The organism is Marinobacter sp. DY40_1A1, assembly GCF_016597815.1.
Classification (GTDB): Bacteria; Pseudomonadota; Gammaproteobacteria; order Pseudomonadales; family Oleiphilaceae; genus Marinobacter; species Marinobacter xiaoshiensis.
In genome coordinates this window covers 169,778-186,766 of the sequence record NZ_VCHA01000005.1, presented here as the reverse complement: position 1 = coordinate 186,766, position 16,989 = coordinate 169,778, and the positions used below count along the sequence as shown (strand labels likewise).

Here is a 16,989-nt window from a genome sequence, read left to right as displayed (position 1 = left end):
ACCAGGAGGTTACATGCAACGGATAGCACCACATTTTGCTTGGCAGTTTCGTCTACTCTTTCTACTCCTGCTCCCCGGCTTTGCCCTTGCCGGGAATCCCGTTCCTGAAGATTATCTTGCGAGTGAGTCGTTGGTGCTGGAGGTTCGGTATTGTGAGTGCCAAGCTAACAATACACCTTCTGATGTTTTGCCCAGTTTTCTGAAGAAGTCGCGTCTTTTAAAGGTTGGCGTATCGAGCGAGGATAAAGGCTTTGTTTCTTCAAATGAGTTGTCCATAGGTTATGAGCTCAAGCCAGTCGCAGGCTCGCCCGACCAATTTCAATTCAACTATGCTGGCAATTACACTGCGAGTAATGGGAACAGTGCTGGTGCTGGGGAGTTGCTGCTAGTTCAGGGCCAGTGGGTCAATCTTTTCGGTTCGCGGCATGAGAACGAATCTGGATCGCAACATAGCAATGTCTTGGTGCGGTTGGCTAAACCCGGTGGTTCCTGATGTCAGGTTTTAACCAGTCATTCAAGTTCGTTCCCGGCCTGGCGGCCGTCCACCGGACGCCCTAGTCGGGCGCCGCTTAATATTGGCGTTAAGGGAATAGAGGGACAATGTGAAAAAGAAGCGTAAGAGAAAGCAGAGCACGCTAACTCAGCTCAAAAATCATCTCGAGAGGTTACGTCGTGATCGTGCTGAAGCCGATTCACAGAAAGTGAAAGCAAAGTTTACGCTGCAGATAGTGCTTATGGAGCAGCGGATCAAGCGAGAGCAAATGCACAGAGCGAGTGGATTCAACCAAATAAAAGGATATGAGATTTCCTCTGGAGCCCCCGGTCTTGGTAAACGTAGCTAATAGACCCCTTAACAAACCGCATCAGTGCGCGGCCGGTGGCCGCCGCTGTGCTCCGCGTTAGCGACCAACCAAATAAGGACATGATGAAGAAGAGAAAGGTCAAATCACTCGAAGCGTTGCGGCAACAGCATGAGCAGCTGAAGAAAAGAGACAAACAGGCTGCCCAAAGAAATGCGGAAGCACGAAAAAAAATTGAATTGCGCCGCGAAGAAAAATTAGATGCCGGTATTAAAGGTATCCCACAATGGAACACCGATGATGATACCAAAGATGAGTTCGAACAGTACTTATTAAAGACTAATCTCAGAAAAATGGAGAGAAGCCGCAGGATCGTCAGTGATGAACTAAAAGAGGCTATAGCAAATTGGTCGATCGAAGAGCTGAATGTCTTGTGGGGAATGAGAGATACGAAGCTCTCATCTCAAGCAGACGCTGCCGTGCTGCTTGCTTATATCCGTTACCACATGGGAATAGATTCACAGTTACAAAGCCCTGATAAATTGATTGACCATGACTCTATCAAGAGTTTGGAAGGGGGCGGTCTCCAACTCCAAGTGCAACACTCGGTTTAATGAACGCCTGATGGCGCTTCCTGGGTACGGTTGATCAGATCCATAAACACTTCCAGTGGCGCTTTGAAGCCTAACCGCTTCCGAGGCCGTGTGTTGAGCTGGAAGGCAAAGGCGTCGAGCTCATCCTGGCTGAACACAGACAAATCAGTCCCCTTGGGCATGTACTGCCGCAACAAGCCATTGGTGTTTTCGTTAATGGCTCTCTGCCAGGGGCTGTGTGGATCAGCGAAGTAGATCGCCGTGCCAGTCTTTTGGGTGATCTCAGCATGGCGCACCAGCTCGCGGCCCTGGTCGTAAGTGAAGGTCTGGCGCATCTTCAGCGGTACCCGATTCAACGCGGCACTGAAGCCCTGAACGGCCGCTGTGGCGGTGGCACCATCCATCTTGGCCAGGAACACCAGACCACTGACACGCTCGACCAGGGTGCCAACGGCTGAGCGATTGAAGGCACCCTTGATCAAGTCGCCTTCCCAGTGTCCAGGCAGCAGTCGTTCTTCGACTTCCGGCGGTCGCAAGTGGATGCTGACCAGATCCGGGATTTGTTGGCGACGATCAACCCCGCCAGCACGGGGACGGCGCTTGGTGTGACCCTGACGCAGACAGGTAATCAGCTCCTTGCGCAGCTCGCCGTGAGGCTGGGCATAAATGGCTTTGTACACGGTCTCATGTGAGACTTGAAACTCAGGATGATGAGGAAACATGGTCTTCAGTGTGCCGCTGATTTGCTGAGGAGACCACTTGTTTCGCAGCATGTCGACGACCACCTCATGGAGGTCTGTGCCCTCGACCAACTTGCGCCGGGGCCGGCATAGCAAACGTGCTGAACGAGCTGCGAGTTCTGCTGCTTCGGCATCATAGGGCCGGCCTTCAACCGCACGCCGCTGCAATTCCCGGCTCAGGGTGCTGGGTGAGCGGTTCAGCTCACTGGCAATGGCACGAAGGCTTAGGCCCTGGCGCTTCAGGAACATGAGCGTAACGCGGTCGGTGGTACTAAGGTGATGATAGTGTTTTTCCATGGCAACACGGTACTCGATTAGAGGGTGTTGCACTTAGTTATTGAGCGCGCGGGGTTTATGCCTCTCGATATTCCAAGAAGTAGTTTTAGCCACGGCACGGCGCAAGATAATAAAGAAAGTAAGCGTATTGATTTAGTCCGCCAGACCATACGTGAAGGGCAGGCTAAGTTTCGAAGGGATTTGCTTGAGTATTATGGCGGTGCATGTTTGATTAGCGGCGTAAAAATTCCGCAAGTCGTCGAAGCGGCCCACATCGCTCCATATGATGGTGCTGATTCGAATAGCTTGCAAAATGGATTGCTTTTGCGAGTTGATTTACATCGGTTATTCGACTTTTATCTCTTGGGTATTGAACCCGATACTTTAAAAGTTCACATTATTAATAGTGTCGATGAGTATAGACATATGAATGGTCGTCCGTTAGAGAATTCTAAAAAAATTGCGGCTTCCAGACATTTGCTGGATCGTAGATGGATACAATTCACGCGACAGAGACGCTAACAAGTGCAAGCATACGGAACAATTTTCAGCTTCGCTACAAATTGTCCGGTGTTGCGGGCGTTAGCTTCACGTCAAATGAATCTCGCTACAATCGATAGAGAGTTAGAATGAATCAAAAAACAAATGACCAGATAATACTTGCTAAGAAAATTTCAGAAAGATGTGCAGAGTCTGGAGGCGAGCTATCTATACCCGAGTATTTCGAAATTTACTCGTCATCAGAAATCCTAAAAGACTACGATCTGACCTATGATGACATTGCTTACGGAATAGTAGGTGATGGTGGTGATGGTGGGATTGACTCAATATATACATTTTTAAATGGCGAACTGATCAAAGAAGATACGACAATTAATTCTAATCAGAAAAAGAATCACATCGAACTTATTATAATTCAGTCTAAAACCTCTGCCTCTTTTAAGGAAGATGCAGTAATAAAATTCCGAGAGTCGGCAGAAGATCTGCTCAACCTCGCTAACGATCCCGATGATTATGCAGATCGGTACAATAGCGGTTTGATAGATAAAACTAAGCTATTCAGAGATGCCTATTCCAAATTAGCAAGTACATTTCCTCGCTTAGAGATACATTACTACTACGCAACTCAGGGTAATGAAGTTCACCCTAACGTTGCAGGTAAGGTCCCTAAACTTCGTGAAGATGTAGGGAAAATGTTTGGTGGTGCTGAGTTCTCATTTGATTTTGTTGGGGCTTCAAAACTACTTGAAATGACACGTAATATCCCATCAAATTCACGAATTCTCACTGTTTCTGAGTCGCCAATTGGGACTGACGCTGGAAGTTATATATGTTTAGTTTCTTTATCAAAATACTTTGACTTTATTTCTGATTCTGGAGCTTTGGCAAGGAGTATATTTGAGTCAAACGTACGTGATTATCAAGGAAGTGTTATTGTAAATACTGGTATTCGAAAAACACTAGAAAACATCCATTCTGAAAACTTTTGGTATCTAAATAATGGAGTAACCATAATCACACCAAAAGCTGTCTTAGCCGGTAAGCAATTAACAATCGAAGACCCACAAATCGTTAACGGCCTACAAACATCTCATGAAATTTACCAACATTTTGCTGAGTTAGAAAATACAGAAGGTGATGGTCGAGCTGTTTTAGTTCGTGTTATTTGTGAAGAAGATGAAGAAGCAAGGGATAGGATAATTAGGGCAACAAATAGCCAGACATCCATTCCTCCTGCGTCATTGCGAAGTTCAGATGAAATACATAGAAACATTGAAGATTTTCTAAAAGCAAATGATTTCTACTACGACAGGAAGAAAAATCACTATAAAAATCAAGGTATGCCAGTCGCTAAGATTATTAGCATTCCCTATATGGCACAAGCAATGATGGCAACAACATTGCTGAAGCCGGACAGCGCAAGGGCTAGACCATCTACGCTAATAAACTCTGATACTGAGTATCGAAAGATTTTTAGTTTAGATTACCCTATAGATATTTATCTTAAGGTCATACAAATAATGAAGGCTGTAGAAATATACCTTAAACCTGAGCAATGCGGCCTTGATTTAGAAAGGAAGATGGTCACAAATATTAAATACTATGTGGCTATGATGGTTAGCATCAGCCTTGCAGGGGGAAAGGAAAATATCTCTTCTAAATTATCATCTCTCCCGGCAATATCCATAAGTCCAGAGTTGTTGGCGGAATCATTAAATGTTGTGCTTGCTGCTTTCAATGACTTAGGTGCAACTGATCAAGTTGCAAAGGGCTCGGGACTAGTCGAGAACTTATTGAGCTAACAAGGCCAAGCACAGCGACAACTTTTAGTTTCGGCTTTGCTTCCACTACAAAGCTGCGCGTGTTGGCAGCGTTATAATTATTTACATGAGTCAAAGTAGAATACTTTTTGTGAAGGGTGCGGCCAACCGCCTTGACACCCCTGCAACAATCCAGCTTCACAGGGATGGCATAACAAGGTGAGCGCCGCCACTAATGCCCCCGAGGCTCAATTACTTCTTGGGGTGCCAGGAGATGCGCTCGCGCTCCGGGAAACTAGCGATATTGCTCAATTTTAGTATGGGGAAGTTTTTTGAAGAGACTAATCATTCTTTCGTTGTTGTTGGCACACTACCCATCCTTCGCAACTAGCATGGTCGAGTGTGGCCATCGTGAAAACACCGTCAGCATCGACCAATGCCGAACCGAAGTTGTTAAGGCGGCAAAACAGGAAATGGAGCGCTACTACCAAAAAGCAAAAGAGGTCCGTAGAGACTACCCCGAGGTCGTGCGGGCGCTGGAAGCAAGCCAAACAAATTGGCTCGATTACCAGCGAAATTATTGTGACTCCGTCTATCAATCCTGGATAGAGGGCACTATCCGCGGATCCATGTACTTGTCCTGCGCCTATAGACTGGCGAAAGAGCGTACCCATAACCTTTGGTCAGATCATCTAAACTCCATGGATTCCACTCCACCGATCCTGCCAGAACCTCTCAGGGGATTCGATTACGATCAACCAAACGCTCAGACAAGCGAACCTACTGAAATCTGGCACTACGGCAACTGGAGCGTCGAAACCAACCCTAAGTCCCGTGGCGTGATCACCGAGACCATGAGCGATAACTCAATTTTTCAAATACTCTACGGTGCAAAGCACTGTGATAACCCGATATTCATGCTGTATACACCCTTGCGACAAAAGCCCTCTCAGCCGCTGCCCGTTATCGTGTCCCTGATTGCTAACGTTGACAGTCAAGATGCCATCATCATCGCCACACCGCGAACCGATACGTTGGATGTGGGATTATTGTTGTTCCAGTTGCAGCCCTTTACCTCACTGCCCAGCCAGTTGCGCAAAGGAGACCAGCTTTCCTTTTCCTTGAAAGAGCACAATACAAGCGGTGTATCTGAATTCGTTCTGCTGAACAAAGTGTCGTTTAGCCTGAAGGGTTTTATCGCATCGGAATTAAAAGCCAAGGAACAATGTGAAAGGTTTAATGCGAATTGATACCCCTGTTTATATTTGAAACAGATAAGTGTTGATTTTACTCGGTGCTTGAAAGCGTATATGCGCCAGAAATAGGCTTGATGTTTTGAAGAAAGTTACGTGTTGTAAGAAGAGTTATATCAATCCAATGTACTCGGAGCCAGCTACGTTGCGCAATTGTTTGTGATGTCGCTGCGCTCTTGCTTACCACTATAATTGCCCCAGACCGCTGGCCCGGTGATTGGGGCGTTAAGCCGCACAAAAAGAGACCCAGGCCGCTGAAGTCATTCTGCCCCCAGCAGCCTGGGATGGCCTCACGGCCACACACCAAACCTCAGCTCTGTGGTCTGATCAGGAACTTCTCGCCAGTAGCCTGTTTGCCGTAAACCGCCATCGCATCCAGCTGTAAAGCACCGGCCAGCGATACTTCGTGAGTGTAGTGGCTGGCGAACGTGGTTTTGATCTCTGCTGCTATGCGTTTGCGCATGGCGATGGCGGTTTCCTTGCTCAGTTTTCCTAATGCATTAAACAATAAAAAGCCGTTCACACCCCAGGCAAAACCAAAGTTGCGGTTTAGCGTGATGGGGTCGCGGTCAAGCCCGCCATAAATATAAACCTGTTTATAGATATCAGATCCGTACACGCTGTATTCGGTGGTGTTGCGAGACACGGCGGCTTCCATGCAGGTGAGAATGTCACTGGCCAATTTACCGCCACCAATCGGGTCGAACGCGATGGTCGCGCCGGTTTCGATCAGTGCTTGGGTCAGGTCAGCCATAAAGCTGTCGCTACTGGAGTTAACCACGTATTTGGCACCCAATTCCCGCAGCAAGGTTTCCTGTTCTGGCTTGCGGACGATATTGACCAGGTCGATGCCGTCGGCGATGCAGATGCGGTTGAGCATTTGTCCGAGGTTGGAGGCGGCGGCAGCGTGAACGATGGCCTTGTGACCTTCAGCTCGCATGGTTTCGACCATGGTTAATGCGGTCAGCGGGTTAACAAAGCTTGAAGCACCTTCGGCTGCAGTCGTACCCGGCTCTAATTCCAGGCAGCTTTGCACCTTGGCACAGAGATATTGGCGGTAGCTACCACCGCCAATGAACGCAACGGTTTTGCCCATCAAGCTTTGCGCAGCGGCGGATGAGCCCGCAGCTACTACTGTACCGGCCCCTTCGTTGCCTACGGGTATAGCCTTGCCAACCCGCTTTTTAACGGCGCCCATGAACTTGGCCGGAACATCGGCACGGATAACCGGGCGATCGGCGCTACCGGATTGGCTGGCAGTCGTCATATCGGCCGCGCTGAACATCACCCCCAGGTCAGACGGGTTAATAGGAGCGGCTTCGATGCGGATGATCACTTCGTTTTCGCCGGGCTGGGGAATCTCGATCTCCCGCAGGGCAAGTTCCAGTGTGTTGTCTTCGCTAATGGTGGAAATAAGTTCGATGTTGGTGTCCGACATTTTTCTTCTCCTGAAAACGTTAGGCTGTCTGTCACTTCGCTGAACTGTTTGATCGTAGCGGAAAACTGAGGTCAGATTAGCACTTCACCAAGCATTAATGTTCAACTGCCCTCAATAGCACCGACAATGAGCTGAATGGGGCGTGCTTCTGCTTTATTATTACAGGCGGGTGCGGACGCTGACGTTATACACAAGGAAGTCATCTATCATGGCAAAAAATCGCGAACAAAGTGGGCCGATTTAATCGAGGCTGATCAGTCTCTTCGCATCGCTGTTCTTCTCTATCCCAACCGCAGCGTTCGTTTGGCTCTGGGCAAACCTGGAACTGGCCGTCTATTGGGATGGCTTTCTCAGTAGTAGCTACCTCGTCACCTGCATCATCGTATTTGCTGTGTTGGCTTTGCTACTCCCGCAACTCTTCCCATCTATTCTCGGGGCTGTTTGGCGCGCTATAGCCAAAGTTTGGGACTGGTGGGGTTGGTAAATACGACAAAGGAATCTTAGCGATATGTCCATCCAGGCTGTACTTTTCGATCACGACGGAACACTTGTAAACTCCGAACCGGTTCACTTGGAACTCTGGAATACGGTTCTTAAAACTTATGGGGTTCAGCTGACAGAACAACAATACAAGGACTTGTATGCTGGTGTTCCGACCCCTGCAAACGCAGTTGATCTGGTCAAACGGTTTGGCATCCCGGCCGAGGCAGTCGCTCTTGCGAAGGCGAAGAACCTTCAAACTGCCAAGTATCTTGAACAGAATTCTTTTCCTCTGATGCCCGGCGTTATCCAAACAGTTTCGTCTTTGCACCAATCAGGTTTAAAGCTCGGCGTAGTCACTGGCGCCAGCGCAAATGGTGTGCGGGCAACGCTTGGCGCCAATCAATTGGAATCGCTGTTTAGTGTTACTGTTTCAGGAGACGATGTGATGAGAAGCAAACCGGAACCAGATTGCTACCTGCTGGCCCTTGAACGCCTGTCCCTGAAGCCAGAAGATTGTGTAGCGATTGAGGATACGGAGCATGGATTGCGTGCCGCAGCCTTGGCCGGAATAGCGTGCCTGGCCATTCCAACCGAAATGACCAGGAACCACGATTTCTCTTTGGCCACAGCGGTTCTGCCAAATATGAATGCTGCGTTTGAGTATATTCAGAAGCGCTACTTGGCCCCTGCCCTTGAGGCTTAACGTCTCTGATGCAGTAAACAGGAATAGGATGCTCGCTGAATTGTTGGCGATTCCCGGCCACACAGACCTTTGTAATACTCTGTTAAATCTATAGAAAATGCCAAAAGCGATTGCTATGGTCTCGCAGCATCAAAGATATGATGTGGCACAACCTGGTAAATATTAAAATTTAAGGAAGAATAATGGGAAAGATTATTTTAGCGGGCTCTTTTGTCGCGTTGATGGCAGCTCCAGTATTCGCATCTGCTCAAGGTAATGTTCAACAAGCCTATGCAGGTGTGAACTATGCTTTTGTTACTTATGAAGAAGAAGGGCTCTCGGAAGACATAGACTTGGGTGCGCTGGTCGCCAAAGTGGGAACCAAAGTCAATCCCTATTTTGCAGCCGAGTTGCGCGCGGGTTTTGGCGTTGCTGATGAATCCGCCAGCGTTGGCAATGTTAGCGTTAAAGTTGAAATTGATTACCTTGTTGGCGGCTATGGCGTGTTGGGCATTCCAAATGAAACGCCGATCTATCCCTATGTTGTTTTGGGCTTTACCAAGGGTGAGCTGACGGCTTCTGCTAAAGGGCCTGGCGGTTCAGCAACTGTATCTGCGTCTGAATCTGATATTTCTTACGGCGTTGGTGCGAATTTTGACCTTAGCAGCAACGTTCAGATGAATGCGGAGTACATGAGCTATATTGATAAAGACGGTGCAGAAATTTCTGGCATTTCTGTGGGTGCTTCTTATCTCTTCTGATGCAGTATTGATATAGCCGGCCATTCAGGTCGGCTTTTCAGATTTCACTCTTGCTGTATCGTCTCCCCCCCTCCCCGCTTTAGCAGCATCGCCGGCGCCGCTCCCTCAAATCAAGATCCGAACTTCTTGGCTGTATACATCAGGTGGAAGAAAACCCCGTTCGAATTCTCCAAGTGACGACGTGCGTCATGTGAAGGCAGGCCTTCCTATAGTAGTATTTGGTTGCCCTCGGGTTCTCCCCCACTTCAATCACTACGCACCGATAACTTCAGTTTAATATGAAACAGAAATCGCAAGCTCAACCAAGTATTGCTGCTGAGGACCGGGTAGTTTTGTTCGATGGCGTGTGTCGACTTTGCGCCGCATGGGCGCGCTTCCTCATTAGGTTCGATAAAAAACGTCGATTTAAATTAGCGACCGTTCAATCACCTGAAGGCCAGGCGATTCTTCAGTCGCACGGTTTCCCGACGGACTATTACGAAACCATGTTGCTTGCTGAGGGGCCGGATATTTATACAAAATCTACTGCCTTTTTCAGGGTAATGCGTGAACTGCCTTGGCCGTGGCCATTGGCCTGCATTGGTTGGGTTGTGCCGTCAGTGATTCGAGACTGGCTATACGACCGAATTGCATTAAACCGCTACAAGCTGTTCGGTCGCTACGATGCTTGTGTGATTCCCAACAAAGATCATGATTCAAGGTTCCTGGGTGAATAGTCCACTTTTAAGCTACGCAGTATGCCGGGGCACCATTGCTTTTATCTGGTTCTATCAAGGCTTGATTCCGAAATTGCTCTACCCCCATGAGGATGAGCTGGCAATGAGCATGGCGGCAGGGTTTTCACATTCTGGTGCGGTTCAGTTGGCCGCTATCGCTGGCGTGTTAGAGATTGCCATGGCCGTTGTTATCTTGATATTTTGGCGACAGCGTTGGCCGCTGCTGCTTACATTAGCCGCAATGGTAGGTTTGCTGGCATTCGTAATGCGGGTTCAACCCATACTGCTGGGTGGCGCGTTCAATCCAATAACAACGAATGCTGCTGTCGCTGCGCTTTCAATCGCCAGCTTGCATCTTCTGCAGGTGATTGAGAGAGATAGATAACGCTGCGCCTCAGTATGCTGCACACCACGCATCAGGATTTTTTTGAAAAAAGGAAGCATTATGCAGTGCCCCAAATGTAGAAATATTGATTTGAAGCCTACGAGAATGGAAGAAGGACTTCCCGTTATGGGGTGCCCGGAATGTGAGGGCTCTTTGCTGTCACTGCTCTACTATCGTGATTGGGCGGAGAGGAACCAGCCCATCGGCGAGAGTGAGGAAGTTGACACAGATGTCACTGTGGAAAGCGATGCCAAAACCGCCCTTTGCTGCCCAAAGTGCAGCAAAATAATGACCAAATTCTCTATATCGAGCGACCACAAAAACCGTATTGATCTTTGTAGCTTTTGTGATGAAGCATGGCTGGACGGCAGTGAATGGAAGCTACTCAAGTCATTAGAGCTTACCCACAAGCTTCCCAAGGTTTTTACCGACCAATGGCAAAGAAATGTGCGAGGGGCAAGGATGGACTCCATGAAGGTTGAGCGGTTAAAAAGAATCGTGGGTGAAGACGATGCAGCGAAAGCCGTAGAGGTGAGAGACTGGCTTAAAAACCATGAGAAGAAATCACCCATTGTTCAGTTCATAGGTTCGGATTAGCACAATCTACCCCTGAGCAGCTTGCAGTTGATTCTAGACGCCTGGGACAAGGCTAACTTTCAAGACAAGGAACGTGTATGAAAAAGTGGATTCTGGCATTGGTATTGCTCAGTGGTGCATGTTTTGCCCAAGAACCTTATAAAGCTCCGGAACTTTGGTCCTGGTTCAAAGATCTCGACAAGTCTGCTGCAGCTTGTGAAATTCAGAGCTCATTTACCCTGCAAAAGATTGGCCTGGAGAATCAGGTCGAGAACAAGCACGGCATTTATGGCACCTACAAAGGCAACCGAGTAGTCGTAAAATGCCTGGCTATGGGAGAAGGCAAAAGCAAGGTCTGGGTGGCGGTTGCCGGCAACGACCGAGATGCCGTTGAACTGGTTCGCAACATGATCGTAAAAGAAATCATTTAGTATATTGCGCAATCAACGTCAGCTTAGCGTCGGCCAAAAAAACATAAAATAATGAGAACAAAATGGCTAGAAAAGACCAGCTCTTAGGGTGGGATGTTTCCCCATACACCGCAAAAGTGCGCAGTTATTTCAACTACAAAAATATTCCCTACGACTACAAGCCACCCAACGCTCATACGCTTTTCAGAAAAGTGCAGCCTGCCGTTGGGAAAATAATAATGCCCACTGTGTTTCGGCTCGATGGCTCCGTGCTACAAGATTCAAGCCATATCATCGATGTTTATGAAACCGAAAACCGACTCAAACCGGTTTTCCCGGAAACGCCAAAACAAGCCCTTGCCAGCCTGTTGGTGGAGCTATTTGCTGATGAATGGTTGCCCATGGCCTCTCTTCACTACCGTTGGAACTACAAGGGTAACTTGAAGTTTATCATTGGCGAATTCGGCAAGAATGCACTCCCCTATTTCCCCGGTGTCCTACAACGCACTGTGGCTAAAAAATTCGCCGGAAAGATGTCAGGCTATTTGCCAATACTGGGCATCACGAAAAAAATGGAGCCCAGGTTAGAGGTCGCGGTTGAAAACATTCTGTCCCTGTTGGACGAGCACTTTAAGGCCTATGCATTTCTATTAGGCGGCCAGCCTACCATTGGAGACTTTGCACTATATGGCCAGCTATACGCCCACCTGCATCGTGACCCCGAACCGGTAGATCTAATTAAAAAATACGATCATCTTCATACGTGGCTAATGGCAATGCATGGATCGTTCGGTCAGCCTTGTGAAGCCTTGCTCCCAAATGATGAGTTACCTGACACACTGATTCCTGTTTTGCAGGCAATGTCATCACTGCAGGCCCCGTTGTTAGAACAAGCTATTCAGGGGGTGAAATCCTGGGCAGATGAAAACCCCGCTAAAGATAAGATACCCCAACGCCTTGGAGACGCCAGGTTAACGATTGAGGGAGAATCGGAGACGCGCTACAACGTGAGTTATCCTTATTGGATGGTGCAACGAATCAATCAAAATGTGGAGGCAGGCTCTTCAGAGCTTAAAGGGTTTATCCAAGAACTGGGGCTGGCTTCCGTATTTTCTGAACCCTTACCCGTGAAGGTAGAATTAAAGCGGGCCCGGCTCTATAAAAGCTAGAACACAAGGCTCAATACATAATATAAGGGGTTGACAGGTATGATTTTCTTTAATGCTGCCCGTTGGCGGGGCGCTACCATGGTGGTGGCATTGTGCGGATCGCTGGCTGGCTGCGCGGCTCTCTCGCCTGCGCCGAATTTGACCTCTGATGAAAAGAAGGCCCTCAGTGCCAATCTGAACGAGAAATACAAGGCGTATCAGGACTGCATGGCCAGTGAATCCGACCGCTTCAGCCATATCACATCTGCACCCCCTTCAGACATTGCAAAGGGTGCCCAGGCGGGCTGTGAAGCTGCGTTCAGGAATTATCACCAAGCCGTGACCAAACAGTTTACGGCCTTTGTATCAAGTGCCAGCCAAGCAGAAGCCCGAAGCCGGGCTGACCAGCATGCCAGCGATGCAAAAGATCGCACCGCTGGTCATATTATCCAGCGGGTTTTGATCCAAAGACAGTAAACCGGATGGCAGAGGGGGCAACCCTACAGCTGTGATTGAGCATCAAATCCATATTGCCTAGAATGGCGCTCCTTTTATTCAATGCAGGTTACTACCATGAGCGATACTAAATCACTGCCAGATCTACCGGATCGTCTTTCAAGAAACCCTAACAGCCCGCACCATGTCGCTGAAGTTTTTGTGCACGATATTGCTATCAAGCTTAATGGCAAAGAGCGCACCAATGTTGAGGAATACTGCATCAGTGAGGGTTGGATAAAAATCGCCTCCCCCAAAGCGTTGGACCGTCGTGGCCAGCCGCTGTTGATGACTATGAAAGGTAAGGTTGAGGCCTACTACGATTAAGCAACACGGTGCCAAGGAGATTACCCATGCCCCGCATTTTTGAAGATAACTCTCAGTCTATTGGCAATACGCCTCTGGTCAGGCTGAACCGTGTTAACGATGGCGCTACTATCTGGGCCAAAATTGAGGGTCGTAACCCGGCCTATTCGGTAAAATGCCGAATTGGTACGGCAATGATACTGGATGCCGAGAAGCGGGGCGTGCTGAAGCCGGGCATGACCATTATCGAGCCCACCAGTGGCAATACTGGCATAGCTCTGGCGTTTGTTGCTGCAGCCAGAGGCTACAAGATTGTTCTTACAATGCCCTCTTCCATGAGCCTGGAGCGCCGCAAGGTATTGAAAGCGCTGGGTGCGGACCTGCTGCTGACCGAGCCTGCAAAGGGCATGCCTGGCGCGATTGCCAAAGCAGAAGAACTGGCAACGGCCGAGCCTGAAAAGTACTTTCTGCCACAGCAATTCAATAACCCGGCTAACCCGCAAATTCACGAAGACACCACCGGCCCTGAAATCTGGAACGACACTGATGGTGTCGTGGATATTTTTGTTGCGGGCGTAGGCACCGGCGGCACGCTTACGGGCGTATCTCGCTATATCAAGAATACCCAAGGCAAGGCCATTACTACGGTTGCTGTTGAGCCTGCCGACTCCCCTATCATCACCCAAGTGCGTAATGGCGAGGCCCTCAAGCCGGCACCGCACAAAATCCAGGGCCTTGGCGCTGGCTTTGTGCCAGGGAATCTGGATCTGGAGATGGTTGATCAGGTGGAAACAGTCACCAATGAAGACGCCATGGCCATGGCCCACCGCTTGATGCAGGAAGAAGGCATTCTGTGCGGCATTTCCTGTGGTGCGGCAGTGGTTGCCGCTGTCCGGGTTGGCCAGCAGCCTGAACACAAAGGTAAGAACATTGTGGTCATTCTGCCGGATTCTGCCGAGCGCTACCTCTCCAGCGCCCTGTTTGCCGAGCAGTTTGGCGATACGGAAAACGTGCAGTAAAACGCCACCTCATAATGGCGCTCCGAGTCTTGTTGGGGCGCCATTATGCACCCCAAAACTCAGAACCCAGCCGTTCGATTATGTTTTCCGACTTTTTGAACCGTAAAACGACCTACGCTACTGAGTTGCGAGATTTCCAAGAATGGCACAAAGGCATTGAGCACTTTGGTTTCTGGGCGATTGAAACAACAGGTTCTGATTGTCTCGAGAAAATACACTCTCACCAGGAATATCTTTCCCACCGTTTGCATCCTGGCTACCAACGCCAGCCTCATATTACGTTAGCCTTGGAAGGCTTGCTGAAAGACCCCCCTTCGCTTGCACCGTCAATAATCAGAACCATTGAGCAACTGGAGGCTGCCAATCTGCGGCCTTTCCCATTGCAGTTAGCAAGGTGCAACAGCTTTGCCACCTGCCCTTATCTGGAAATTGCTGACCCACGCGGTTATTTGAGCTCTATCCGAAACTGCCTCAACACTGTTGAGCACCAGCAAAACCCGAAACCCTACACGCCGCATGTCACACTGGGCTTTTACAACCAGGCACATTCCACTTCATGCATAGTGAAAGAAATGTCCGGAATACACTCGCCGGATATCGAGTTTATGGTTAATGAAATTGTATTCGCACAATACAAAACCAGGGAGGTGCAAGGCCCTTATGAAGTTTTACATCGCATAAAACTGGCACCCCAGGCTAGTTAACCAGGCAGGTTGATAAGGTTCCGTAAAACACTGCAAAATTCAGGGGTTCCGTGTTCCCGTTACAATTGCTTTGGGCTAGGGTTAGCGCAACCTTTAACTGCCGGCCACTCTGGCGGCTGAGACTATGCGAAGACTGGTTTTATTTTGGAGACACAATGAAGAAAATCCTTTTGGCCGCTTCTGTTTTGTTTGCTTTGAATGCCAATGCCGATACCACGGTTATTGAATCCCAGGCCGTCAAGAATGGTGTTGTAAAGTGTGTGGCACCTCTGGCAGAGATGGGTGATTTCATTATTGGTGATAAAAACCATGCAACCCATTCAACCTGGAACTCAGGCGACCCGGATAACCGCCTCTATGCTTCCTTGTCGAGCAAGGGCTACTCTGATGGCGATTCCCATGTAACTGTGATTGCCGCGCCTACGTCATCAGGCAAATGCGACACCACCTATGTTGAAACCTTTGCGTTACCAAAGTCCTGCATGCTCACCAGGGAAGAGGTGTTCGGTGACTGGGCCTATGTAGGCACCATGAACGGCAAGACCCTAATTCTGAAAAATGAAAATGATACCGTAAACATTTACCTCTCTGCTCAAGGCACAAACGACAACATTTGCCTGGTTTCAAAAAGAGAAGTTATTTACCAGTAAGTCCCTCCCAAATAGCGGTGGAATGGCGCTGTCACATCCACCGCTGCATCCATTTGTTCCTCTCTTCCCGCGTTTGCTCTCAGGTTGTGTCTTCATTTCATGCACTCCCGGTCTTGCCTCATGGCAAGTTGCTGCTACTATGAATGTTCAATTGAACATCTAGCAATAAAAAACCAATTGGAGTCGGCCCTCCCCAGATGTTCAATTAAACCGCATGGAACCCCATGCTTGGACCGCTCCCGACGGAGAATCACAATGAATTTCCATAAAAAAAAGCTTCCCGGGGTACTGCCCTCTGCTGCCTTAGCGGCTTCCGTTTTGATGGCAAGTTTCAGCGGTCAGGCGTTTGCCGACTGCGAGAGAGGCGCACTGGATACTCTGTATTGCGATGAAAATGGCGACATGGTTGCAGACTTGCCTGCGGACAAGTCCAAGTGGAACGATCCCAACACCCTGATTTTTGCCTACACCCCGGTTGAAGACCCCGCCATTTATTCCGATATTTGGCAGCCGTTTATCGATCATCTTTCGGAAGTGACCGGCCGTGATGTTCGCTTCTTTGCTGTTCAGTCCAACTCAGCTCAAGTAGAAGCTATGCGCAGTGGCCGTCTGCATATTGCTGGTTTCTCCACTGGCCCAACGCCTTTTGCGGTAAACCTGGCTGGTGCGGTTCCTTTTGCGCTGATGGGTTCAGAAACAGGTCAGTTTGGTTATACGTTGCAGGTGTTCACCCACGTTGATTCAGATATTCATGAGATGAAAGATCTGAAGGGCAAGCGCGTAGCTCACACTTCCCCAACGTCTAACTCTGGTAACCAGGCTCCACGGGCCCTGTTCCCTGAGATGGGCATCGTACCTGGAGAAGACTATGAGATTTCCTTCTCAGGTAGCCATGACCAGTCCATGCTGGGTGTGGTCGCAAAAGACTATGATGCCGCTCCGGTAGCATCAGAAGTCGTGGAGCGTATGGCGGCTCGCGGGCTGTATGACACAGACGACGTGCGTCTGGTTTGGGAATCAGATCGCTTCCCGACTACCTCATACAACTATGCGCACAACCTGCACCCGGATCTGGTTGAGAAGATCCGCGAAGCGTTTTACACCTTCAAGTTTGCCGGCACTGAGCTCGGTGAGGAATTTGAAGGCGTCGAAACGTTCATTCCCATCAACTACAAAGATAACTGGAAGGTCATCCGCACCATCCAGGCCTCTAATGGCGTTCAGTACACCCGCGATAACCTTAAATAAGTAGCCCAGGAGCCTCTGGCATCGCGCCAGAGGCTCTATCCGGAG

Annotated in this window: 20 protein-coding genes; 18 read left to right on the top strand and 2 right to left on the bottom strand. The window is 49.0% G+C overall.

What is annotated here, in order from left to right:
• Positions 1-13 precede the first annotated feature (13 nt).
• Both FFI61_RS13740 and FFI61_RS13735 read left to right on the top strand, forming a co-directional pair.
• A complete protein-coding gene (locus FFI61_RS13740) occupies positions 14-493 on the top strand; it encodes a hypothetical protein (RefSeq protein WP_200371157.1) in 480 nt (159 codons plus the stop codon).
• 432 nt (positions 494-925) lie between these two features.
• A complete protein-coding gene (locus FFI61_RS13735; RefSeq protein ID WP_227714932.1) occupies positions 926-1,414 on the top strand; it encodes a hypothetical protein in 489 nt (162 codons plus the stop codon).
• Here FFI61_RS13735 and FFI61_RS13730 read toward each other — a convergent pair.
• Positions 1,411-2,430 carry an IS30 family transposase gene (locus FFI61_RS13730; RefSeq protein WP_200371153.1) on the bottom strand — a complete coding sequence of 340 codons (1,020 nt, stop codon included), beginning with the start codon at positions 2,428-2,430 and terminating at the stop codon, positions 1,411-1,413. The two genes, FFI61_RS13735 and FFI61_RS13730, sit on opposite strands and share 4 nt — an antisense overlap.
• A gap of 57 nt (positions 2,431-2,487) precedes the next feature.
• Here FFI61_RS13730 and FFI61_RS13725 point away from each other — a divergent pair, with 57 nt between their 5' ends.
• From FFI61_RS13725 to FFI61_RS13715, 3 genes are all read left to right on the top strand, one after another.
• Positions 2,488-2,931, top strand: a complete 444-nt coding sequence (locus tag FFI61_RS13725) for an HNH endonuclease (RefSeq protein ID WP_200371151.1) — start codon at positions 2,488-2,490, stop codon at positions 2,929-2,931.
• A 107-nt stretch (positions 2,932-3,038) separates the two neighbouring features.
• On the top strand, positions 3,039-4,712 hold the full coding sequence (locus tag FFI61_RS13720) for an AIPR family protein (RefSeq protein ID WP_200371149.1): 1,674 nt from the start codon (positions 3,039-3,041) through the stop codon (positions 4,710-4,712).
• 290 nt (positions 4,713-5,002) lie between these two features.
• Entirely contained in the window at positions 5,003-5,920 is a 918-nt protein-coding gene (locus tag FFI61_RS13715) for a lysozyme inhibitor LprI family protein (RefSeq protein ID WP_200371147.1), read from the top strand.
• 313 nt (positions 5,921-6,233) lie between these two features.
• On the opposite strand, the gene FFI61_RS13710 is transcribed toward FFI61_RS13715, so the two are convergent.
• A complete protein-coding gene (locus FFI61_RS13710; protein WP_200371145.1) occupies positions 6,234-7,361 on the bottom strand; it encodes a zinc-binding dehydrogenase in 1,128 nt (375 codons plus the stop codon).
• Positions 7,362-7,869: 508 nt separating this feature from the next.
• Here FFI61_RS13710 and FFI61_RS13705 point away from each other — a divergent pair.
• The 13 genes from FFI61_RS13705 (at position 7,870) to phnD (ending at position 16,944) form a co-directional block, all read left to right on the top strand.
• The gene (locus tag FFI61_RS13705; RefSeq protein WP_200371143.1) at positions 7,870-8,547 is read left to right on the top strand and encodes an HAD family hydrolase; all 678 of its coding nucleotides are present in this window, start codon (positions 7,870-7,872) and stop codon (positions 8,545-8,547) included.
• A gap of 182 nt (positions 8,548-8,729) precedes the next feature.
• Positions 8,730-9,287: a porin family protein gene (locus FFI61_RS13700; protein ID WP_200371141.1), complete on the top strand. Its 558-nt coding sequence runs from the start codon at positions 8,730-8,732 to the stop codon at positions 9,285-9,287.
• Positions 9,288-9,565: 278 nt separating this feature from the next.
• Positions 9,566-10,003, top strand: a complete 438-nt coding sequence (locus tag FFI61_RS13695; protein ID WP_200371139.1) for a thiol-disulfide oxidoreductase DCC family protein — start codon at positions 9,566-9,568, stop codon at positions 10,001-10,003.
• Positions 9,996-10,388 (top strand): DoxX-like family protein, encoded by a 393-nt coding sequence (locus FFI61_RS13690; protein WP_200371138.1) that lies wholly within the window; start codon positions 9,996-9,998, stop codon positions 10,386-10,388. The genes FFI61_RS13695 and FFI61_RS13690 overlap by 8 nt, the downstream gene beginning before the upstream one ends.
• Before the next feature lie 60 nt (positions 10,389-10,448).
• Positions 10,449-10,985 (top strand): zf-TFIIB domain-containing protein, encoded by a 537-nt coding sequence (locus FFI61_RS13685; RefSeq protein WP_227714930.1) that lies wholly within the window; start codon positions 10,449-10,451, stop codon positions 10,983-10,985.
• Between the two features lie 77 nt (positions 10,986-11,062).
• Positions 11,063-11,395 carry a hypothetical protein gene (locus tag FFI61_RS13680; protein WP_200371136.1) on the top strand — a complete coding sequence of 111 codons (333 nt, stop codon included), beginning with the start codon at positions 11,063-11,065 and terminating at the stop codon, positions 11,393-11,395.
• Between the two features lie 62 nt (positions 11,396-11,457).
• On the top strand, positions 11,458-12,543 hold the full coding sequence (locus FFI61_RS13675; protein WP_200371135.1) for a glutathione S-transferase family protein: 1,086 nt from the start codon (positions 11,458-11,460) through the stop codon (positions 12,541-12,543).
• 39 nt (positions 12,544-12,582) lie between these two features.
• Positions 12,583-12,999 (top strand): hypothetical protein, encoded by a 417-nt coding sequence (locus FFI61_RS13670; RefSeq protein ID WP_200371134.1) that lies wholly within the window; start codon positions 12,583-12,585, stop codon positions 12,997-12,999.
• Between the two features lie 96 nt (positions 13,000-13,095).
• The gene (locus FFI61_RS13665) at positions 13,096-13,344 is read left to right on the top strand and encodes a DUF3297 family protein (protein ID WP_200204499.1); all 249 of its coding nucleotides are present in this window, start codon (positions 13,096-13,098) and stop codon (positions 13,342-13,344) included.
• 26 nt (positions 13,345-13,370) lie between these two features.
• Entirely contained in the window at positions 13,371-14,342 is a 972-nt protein-coding gene (gene cysK, locus FFI61_RS13660) for a cysteine synthase A (protein ID WP_200371133.1), read from the top strand.
• A gap of 80 nt (positions 14,343-14,422) precedes the next feature.
• Positions 14,423-15,046 carry a 2'-5' RNA ligase family protein gene (locus FFI61_RS13655; RefSeq protein WP_200371131.1) on the top strand — a complete coding sequence of 208 codons (624 nt, stop codon included), beginning with the start codon at positions 14,423-14,425 and terminating at the stop codon, positions 15,044-15,046.
• Positions 15,047-15,201: 155 nt separating this feature from the next.
• Positions 15,202-15,696 carry a hypothetical protein gene (locus FFI61_RS13650; protein WP_200204492.1) on the top strand — a complete coding sequence of 165 codons (495 nt, stop codon included), beginning with the start codon at positions 15,202-15,204 and terminating at the stop codon, positions 15,694-15,696.
• 255 nt (positions 15,697-15,951) lie between these two features.
• Positions 15,952-16,944 carry a phosphate/phosphite/phosphonate ABC transporter substrate-binding protein gene (gene phnD, locus FFI61_RS13645; RefSeq protein ID WP_200371130.1) on the top strand — a complete coding sequence of 331 codons (993 nt, stop codon included), beginning with the start codon at positions 15,952-15,954 and terminating at the stop codon, positions 16,942-16,944.
• Positions 16,945-16,989: the final 45 nt, after the last annotated feature.